At 32.0% G+C, this 8,014-nt stretch carries 7 protein-coding genes and 1 pseudogene; 7 read left to right on the top strand and 1 reads right to left on the bottom strand.

The genetic code is table 11. The features are described 5' to 3' along the window. The 5 genes and pseudogenes from VFS71_RS18950 to yidC form a co-directional block, all read left to right on the top strand. Positions 1–325, top strand: a pseudogene (locus VFS71_RS18950) (peptidoglycan-binding protein); the annotation flags it as partial. 41 nt (positions 326–366) lie between these two features. Continuing rightward, on the top strand, positions 367–768 hold the full coding sequence (locus tag VFS71_RS18945; protein WP_326403216.1) for an OsmC family protein: 402 nt from the start codon (positions 367–369) through the stop codon (positions 766–768). Between the two features lie 82 nt (positions 769–850). Further along, complete coding sequence (locus VFS71_RS18940; RefSeq protein WP_116795759.1) at positions 851–1,081, top strand: DUF3820 family protein; 231 nt, start codon at positions 851–853, stop codon at positions 1,079–1,081. Positions 1,082–1,248: 167 nt separating this feature from the next. Beyond that, on the top strand, positions 1,249–2,862 hold the full coding sequence (locus VFS71_RS18935; RefSeq protein WP_326403215.1) for a CTP synthase: 1,614 nt from the start codon (positions 1,249–1,251) through the stop codon (positions 2,860–2,862). A gap of 126 nt (positions 2,863–2,988) precedes the next feature. Next, positions 2,989–4,881 (top strand): membrane protein insertase YidC, encoded by a 1,893-nt coding sequence (yidC, locus tag VFS71_RS18930; protein ID WP_326403213.1) that lies wholly within the window; start codon positions 2,989–2,991, stop codon positions 4,879–4,881. 94 nt (positions 4,882–4,975) lie between these two features. Here the strand turns inward: yidC and VFS71_RS18925 are convergent, their stop codons facing one another. Then, positions 4,976–5,944, bottom strand: coding sequence for a fasciclin domain-containing protein (locus VFS71_RS18925; RefSeq protein ID WP_326403212.1), 969 nt, complete (start codon positions 5,942–5,944; stop codon positions 4,976–4,978). 470 nt (positions 5,945–6,414) lie between these two features. On the opposite strand from VFS71_RS18925, the gene VFS71_RS18920 reads away from it, so the two are divergent. Then, on the top strand, positions 6,415–7,131 hold the full coding sequence (locus tag VFS71_RS18920) for a hypothetical protein (protein WP_326403210.1): 717 nt from the start codon (positions 6,415–6,417) through the stop codon (positions 7,129–7,131). A 304-nt stretch (positions 7,132–7,435) separates the two neighbouring features. Then, the coding region (gene mnmA / locus VFS71_RS18915) for a tRNA 2-thiouridine(34) synthase MnmA (protein WP_326403208.1) at positions 7,436–8,014 on the top strand (579 nt) is incomplete at its 3' end.

The following is an 8,014-nucleotide window of genomic DNA, read 5'->3' as shown; positions in this document are numbered from 1 at the left end:
TGAGAATTTGACCAAGCTTCATTTGATGTATCCTTCTGCAACTCGTGAAAATAATACTCCAGAAGCTCAGATATTCATGCAGAGTTACAGAAAAAAGAATAAAGTTAATCCAAGTACATTTGCTATACGTGGTTTTGATATTACTTTTGATACAATGATGCGTTTGTCACAAGATAAAACTTATCAGGAAACTGCAGAGACGATGATAACCGAACAAGTTGAAAACAAGTTTGAATATCACAAAAAAGACGAAGGAGGATATGCTAATAAAGGAGTTTACATCCTGTATTATGATACTGATTTGAGTATTAAAGAAGCGAAGTAGTGTTTAGATAGCAGAAAATATAAAATAGAAAATTCAAAAAAATGACTTCAAAAGTAACTTATTTAGGGGATTTGAGAACTTCCTCTATACACATACAATCTGGGAGTGAAATCTTGTCAGATGCTCCAGTAGATAATAACGGAAAAGGAGAAGCTTTTTCTCCAACAGATTCAGTTGCCAATGCTTTGGCAACTTGTATGATGACAATTATGGGAATAAAAGCAAGAGATATGAATGTTGATTTTAAAGGCTCAACAGCTTCTGTTACCAAAATTATGAATGCTGAGCCTAGAAAAATTGGCGCTATCGAAATTGTTTTTGAAATGCAAGGTGTTACGGAGCAAAAAGACAAAACTATCCTGGAAAGGGCTGCAATAACCTGTCCTGTTTACCTGAGTTTGAATACTGATATTGATAAGCGAATTACTTTTAATTGGAAATAATAAAATTGAGAATATAGAAAACAGAGTATAGAATAAAGATTTCTTCATTGCATCTATTCTCTATTTTCTATTCTCTTAAAAAATGGACCAAAACCAAAAACAACTCATAAAACTGGCTCACACCAAAATGCCATTTGGTAAATACGAAGGTTGGTTTCTTATTGATATTCCAGAGTATTACATTGTGTGGTACAGCAATAAAGGTTTTCCAAAAGGAGAACTTGGCGATCAATTGAAATTAATTTATGAGCTAAAACTCAACGGACTCGAAGAATTAATCCGAAACATAAAAAAGAAGTATCCAAAACCTTAATTGGAATGTTAATTTATTAGAATTTTAGATGGTTAAATTAAAGTTGTTTGCCAATTAGCCAATAATCTAATAAGTCTAAAATTCTAATAATTGGACAGTCTACTATTCCAATTAAATTTGTACTTTTGCCACGTTTTTTACATAACTACAATACAAACAACAACAGAATGAATCAAACGAAATATATTTTTGTTACAGGTGGTGTGACTTCTTCTTTAGGAAAAGGAATTATTGCGGCTTCTTTGGCAAAATTGTTACAAGCAAGAGGGTACAGAACAACTATTCAAAAATTTGATCCTTATATCAATGTCGATCCAGGAACTTTAAATCCTTACGAACACGGAGAATGTTATGTAACTGATGATGGTGCGGAAACAGATTTGGATTTAGGACACTACGAGCGTTTCTTGAATGTTCCGACTTCTCAAGCGAACAACGTAACTACTGGTAGAATTTATCTTTCGGTTATAGAAAAAGAACGTAGAGGAGAATTTTTGGGTAAAACTGTTCAGGTTGTTCCTCATATCACAAACGAAATTAAGGAAAGAATGCAATTGCTTGGTAAATCAGGTGATTTTGATATTGTTATTACTGAAATTGGTGGTACTGTTGGTGATATTGAGTCTTTGCCTTATATTGAATCTGTTCGTCAGTTGGTGTGGGATTTAGGTGAAAATAACGCTATTGTTATCCATTTAACTTTGGTTCCTTATTTGGCTGCTGCAGGTGAATTAAAAACTAAACCAACACAGCACTCCGTAAAAACTTTGATGGAAAGCGGAATCAAAGCTGATATTTTAGTTTGTAGAACAGAGCATGAGATTTCAGATGAAATTCGCAATAAATTGGCTTTGTTTTGTAATGTAAAAAGGGAAGCAGTTATTCAATCTATCGATGCTTCTACAATTTATGAAGTGCCAAATTTAATGTTGGAAGAAGGATTGGATGTTGTTGCTTTGAAAAAATTGGATTTACCTAAAAAAGCGGCTCCAGATTTAAAAAACTGGAATACATTTTTACGTAGATTAAAATTTCCAAAACATACAGTTAATATTGGTTTGATTGGGAAATATGTAGAAATGCAAGATTGTTACAAATCAATTCTAGAGGCTTTCATTCATTCAGGTGCTGCTAATGAAACCAAAGTAAATGTAATTTCTATACATTCTGAATTTATAGATTCAGAGAATATTAAAGAAAAATTATCTGGATTAGATGGGATTCTTGTAGCTCCAGGTTTTGGGGAAAGAGGAATCGAAGGTAAAATAGAAGCCATTCGTTATGCTCGTGAAAATAAGATTCCATTTTTCGGAATTTGTCTGGGAATGCAAATGTCAATTATCGAATATTCTAGAAATATATTAGGATTAGCGGATGCCAATTCTACCGAAATGAATGACAAAACGACACATCCTGTTGTGAATTTGATGGAAGATCAAAAAACAATTACAGATAAAGGAGGTACAATGCGTCTTGGAGCATGGAAATGTGATATCACACCAGATTCATTGGCACACAAAATTTACGGAAAAACATCAATATCGGAACGTCACCGTCATCGTTACGAATACAATAACCAATATGTTGATCAATTGCAAAAAGCGGGATTGATTTCTTCTGGTGTAAATCCTGATACAGGCCTAGTAGAGATTGTAGAATTAGCAGATCATCCTTTCTTTATTGGTGTACAATACCACCCAGAATATAAGAGTACTGTGGCGAACCCACATCCTATTTTTGTTAGTTTTGTTGCTGCTGCCGTTAAAGCAAAAAAGAAATAAAATTTTAGAATTAGATTATTTGGCATAATAGTTGTCAAAAGGTGTAACAACAATACATTTTGATAACTAATAGAATCAGTTTCTAATTTATTTAAAATTAGAAAGACGAAAACAATAATAAATAAAATGGAAGAAAAAAAATTAGACCTTAACTCGGTTATAGGTATTGTATTGATTATTGGTATCTTTCTTTGGATGATGTACCAAAACAAACCTTCAGAGGCGCAACTTGCTGCGGAAAAGGCTAAAAAAGAATTGGTTGCAAAAGAAGCGCAAGCTAAAGCTGCATCCGTAAAATCAGTTGTAACTCCAACGGCTGCTGTAGTTGGTGATTCTACACAATTGGCTCAATTGCAAAAAACGTTAGGCGGTTTTGCTTATTCTGCGACTTTACCGTCAGCGAAAAATGATGTTACAACAATCGAAAATGATTTTGTATTATTAAAAATCGCCAATAAAGGAGGTTACATTGTAGAAGCCACTTTGAAGAATTTTGAAAAATTCAAGAAGAATTCAGGGCAATTGGTTTCTTTGATTAAAGACAACAATGCCGATTTGAATATTCAATTGCAAACAAATGATAATAGAGTTTTGAATACAAAAGACTTGTATTTTGAACCTACATTGACTAAAGTTGGAGCTGATCAAATTCTTTCGATGAAATTGAAATCAGGAGCCAATGAATTCTTGGAATACAAATATATTTTGAAACCAAACGACTATATGGTTGGTTTTGATATTAGTTCCCAGGGATTGAGTAAAGTGTTGAATACTGCTAAGCCATTGGATTTACAATGGAATTTGAAAGCGTTCAGAACGGAGAAAAGTGTTTCGTACGAAAATAGATTTGCCGAATTACGTTTTCAGTATAAAGATGGAAAACATGATTATGTGGGTGCCGGAAAAGACAAAGAAGAAAATCCTGAAAAAGTGGATTATATTGCTTTCAAACAACATTTCTTTACATCTATTCTGTTAACCAATACTTCTTTTGAAAAAGCAAGTTTGAAATCAAATAATTTGGTATTGGATGAAACAAAAGATACTATTTTTACAAAGCAATTTAATGCTGCAGTACCATTGGCATTTCAAAATGGTGAAGTAGATTATAAAATGAATTGGTATTTTGGACCAACAGATTATGCTACTCTGAAAGCTTATGATAAGGGCATGGAGAAAATAGTGCCACTAGGTTGGGGAATTTTTGGATGGATTAATAAATTTATTTTTATCCCATTATTTGGATTTTTGAGTAGTAATATTTCTTATGGAATAGCGATTATTATTTTTACGATTATCATAAAAATAGCGATGTCGCCTATTACTTATAAGTCATTCTTGTCTCAGGCCAAAATGAAAGTATTGAGACCAGAGATTACTGAATTGGGTGAGAAATTCAAAAAAGACCCAATGAAAAAACAACAAGAAACAATGAAATTGTATAATAAAGCGGGTGTGAATCCTATGGCGGGTTGTATTCCGGCCTTGATTCAAATACCATTTATGTATGCTTCGTTTCAGTTTTTTCCATCAGCATTTGAATTGAGACAGAAAGGTTTCCTTTGGGCGGATGACTTGTCTTCATTTGACTCTATTTATAAATTACCATTCCACATTCCATTATATGGAGATCATATTGGTTTGTTTCCATTGATGGCAGCCATTGCGATTTTCTTTTATATGAAAATGACTTCTGGAGATCAACAAATGGCAGCTCCTCAACAAGAAGGAATGCCTGATATGGCTAAGATGATGAAATATATGATTTATATTTCACCGCTTATGATGTTGATTTTCTTTAATGGTTACGGTGCGGGATTAAGTTTGTATAACTTTATGTCGAATTTAATTACTATCGGAATTATGTTTGTTATCAAAAATCACATTGTAGATCCAGATAAGATTCATGCTCAAATTCAAGAGAACAAGTTGAAAGAGCCTAAGAAACCAGGTAAATTTCAACAGAGATTGCAAGAAGCTATGGAACAAGCCGAAGCTCAGAAAGCAAAAAAGAAATAAAAAAATAAATAGAATGTAAATAGAAAAGCTCCTTGTGAAATAGGAGCTTTTCTGTTTTAACAAATTACAATTAACAACCAATTAAATTCATTTATTAAAAAGTAGGTAATAAAACTTTATCTAAAACGTGTATGATTCCATTGGAGCATTGTACGTCCGTTGAGATTATGTTACAATTTCTGCCACTAACATCTAGTAAACGGGTTGGAGTAAATTTTACGGTAACATTTTGACCGGAAAAAGTAGTTACAACTTGATCATTTGTCAATTGTTTTGATTCTACATTGGCACCAGCAACTACATGGTATTTTAATGTTTTTTCTAATACATTGGCCGGAATTGCTGATAAACCAGAATAACCTGTTTCTGTTAAGAATGCCCCAAATGCATTATTTGTTGGAGCGAAAACGGTGAAAGGAGAACTTGCTGTACCAGATAGTATTCCTGTAAACCCTGAGGCTGGATTATAGGTTAATGCAGCTACTAATGTGGTAAAGTTTGGATTGGCAATCGCATGGTCTACAATTGTAGGAAGTCCTATTACAGCATCTACAACATGTATTACACCATTTGTTGCCATAATATCTGCTGTAACGACTTTGGCAATGCCGTTCAATTTTACTCCAGATGAAGTATTTACAAACATACTTAGCGTGTTAGTTGTTGATGCTCCACCTTTTGCAAGAGTTTTAATGTAGCCTGTTGTTAAATCGGTAGATTTTACTGTGCCACTTACTACGTGATTGAGTAATATTTGTGTCAAAGCTTCTTTTGGTACATCTTTAATAGCGGCATAAGGTGTGGTTTTGAGAAAAGCGGTAAATGCGGCATTTGTTGGTGCAAATACAGTATATGGGCCAACTCCTTTTAGGGTCGTTGCTAAATCAGCTTTTGTTAATGCTTCAACTAATATGGAGAAATCGGCATTACTTGAAGCTATTCCAGTAATAGTATTATCTGCAGCTGGTGTTGCAGTTGTATTGTCATCATTGTTGCATGATGTGCCAATGATTATTAAAAGTGCTAAAGCTATTACTTTTTTGAATTTCAATGGATTTTTCATAATATTAATTATTAAGTGTTGATTGTTAGGTGTTTATTGCTTAACAAAACTAATTATAAATATTTAGTTTGTTTAATATTATTTAAAAATAATTAAACAAAAAATAAAAATTTATGTTTCTTTTATAATTTGTTTATTACTCTATTTTTGTTTTTATTTTGTTGTTTAATAGTTTGGATTATAGTTTTTTATGAGGTTTTTAATTTTTTTGATACTTCTTTTTTGATTTATATTTATTTAAAAATAGTAAACAAAATATAATTTTTTGATTGCAATTTTTCCTTAGAAGAGCGATTTTTTTTCTCGTTGCTTTTTTATAGTATTTCAGTATATAATAAACCAATTATTAAGCCTTTTTATAATTTTGGATTATTAAGTTTTATGTACTTTTATAAAATAATATTGACTCATAATAAATGTTTATTTTTAATGTTATGTTGTTGGCTTTTAGATAATTTAATTAAAATTGTATGTTTTGTATTTTTAGATTTTTGACTCTTTTTTTATGTTGCCAGGTTGTTTTTTCCCAAACAGATTCCAATCCAGTAGATGAGAATGGAGTAAAACATGGTGTTTGGAAAGGATTTTATGAAGAATCTGGGAGGCAGAGATATGAGGGGACTTTTGAACATGGTAAAGAAGTAGGTGTTTTTAATTTTTTTGATGATACAAAAGCAAAATCTATTATTGCGACAAGAACTTTTAATGCTAAGGACAACTCTTGTTACACCATTTTTTATGACCAGAATAAAAATATTGTGAGTGAAGGTAAAGAGGTAAACAAATTGCGTGAAGGGCCATGGAAATACTATCATAAGGCTTCAAAAGCAATTATGACTTTGGAGAATTATAAAAACGGAAAACTCGAGGGAATCCGAACTGTGTATTATCCAAACGGTAAAATTGTGGATGAAACAATTTATAAGAATGGATTAAAAGAAGGGGTTTATAAAAAATATTCCGAGAAGGGAATTGTTTTGGAAAAAAGCTTTTTTAAAAATGGTGAATACGAAGGTGAGGCCATTTATAAAGACCCAAATGATCTTGTTATTGCTAAAGGAAAGTTCAAAAATGGCAAGAAAGTTGGAAAGTGGCAGTTTTTTATCAATGGAAAATTGGAAAGTGAAGAAAATATGGATAAGCCTAAAAAACCACAGCTCAAAAAGGATAAAGTAAAAATAGATTAAGATTTTAGATATTATATATTATATATATCCATTGTTTTGTTTGATAGAAAAATAAGCGCAAATTGAATTTATCTTTTGTTTTGCCATTTTGTATTGCATTAAAGATAAAAATAGTATTAATTCGGGCTATTACAGTATTGTTTTCATCAATCTCAAATAGTCTTAACTAGCCATATTATTTGTACTTTTGCAAAAGATTAAATAAAATTGTTAATAATGAAGTGAGCATAATCTTTAGTTTGGTATGTAATGCCAATGCTGATATGCGAATTTCATATGACCAATAAAAAAATATTATCAACATATGAAACGTGTAGTTGTAGGTCTTTCTGGTGGTGTAGATTCAAGTGTAGCAGCATATTTGTTGCAAGAGCAAGGATATGAGGTAATAGGTCTTTTTATGAAGAATTGGCATGATGATTCAGTGACAATTTCAAATGAATGTCCTTGGTTGGAAGATAGTAACGATGCTTTATTGGTTGCCGAAAAATTAGGTATTCCTTTTCAAACAGTTGATTTAAGCGAACAATATCAAGAAAAAATCGTTGATTATATGTTTAGCGAGTACGAAAAAGGGAGAACTCCAAATCCAGACGTACTTTGTAACCGCGAAATAAAATTTGACGTTTTTATGAAAATCGCTTTGAGTCTTGGTGCCGATTATGTGGCAACTGGACATTATTGCCGAAAAGGTGAAATCGAAGTCAATGGTGAAAAAGTGTATCAACTCCTAGCAGGTGTTGATAACAATAAAGATCAATCTTATTTTTTATGCCAATTATCCCAAGAACAATTATCTAAAGCTTTGTTTCCAATTGGTGAATTAACAAAACCCGAAGTTAGGGAAATTGCAGTCCAAATGGAATTGGTTACAGCCGAAAAG

This window comes from Flavobacterium sp., assembly GCF_035760125.1.
Lineage (GTDB): Bacteria > Bacteroidota > Bacteroidia > Flavobacteriales > Flavobacteriaceae > Flavobacterium.
This window is presented reverse-complemented; position numbering and strand designations above follow the sequence as displayed.

Coding starts and splice junctions, on each gene's coding strand:
- VFS71_RS18925 (WP_326403212.1), bottom strand. CDS start 5,944: ATGAAAAATCCATTGAAATTCAAAAAAGTAATAGCTTTAGCACTTTTA.
- VFS71_RS18945 (WP_326403216.1), top strand. CDS start 367: ATGACTTCAAAAGTAACTTATTTAGGGGATTTGAGAACTTCCTCTATA.
- yidC (WP_326403213.1), top strand. CDS start 2,989: ATGGAAGAAAAAAAATTAGACCTTAACTCGGTTATAGGTATTGTATTG.
- VFS71_RS18935 (WP_326403215.1), top strand. CDS start 1,249: ATGAATCAAACGAAATATATTTTTGTTACAGGTGGTGTGACTTCTTCT.
- VFS71_RS18920 (WP_326403210.1), top strand. CDS start 6,415: ATGTTTTGTATTTTTAGATTTTTGACTCTTTTTTTATGTTGCCAGGTT.
- VFS71_RS18940 (WP_116795759.1), top strand. CDS start 851: ATGGACCAAAACCAAAAACAACTCATAAAACTGGCTCACACCAAAATG.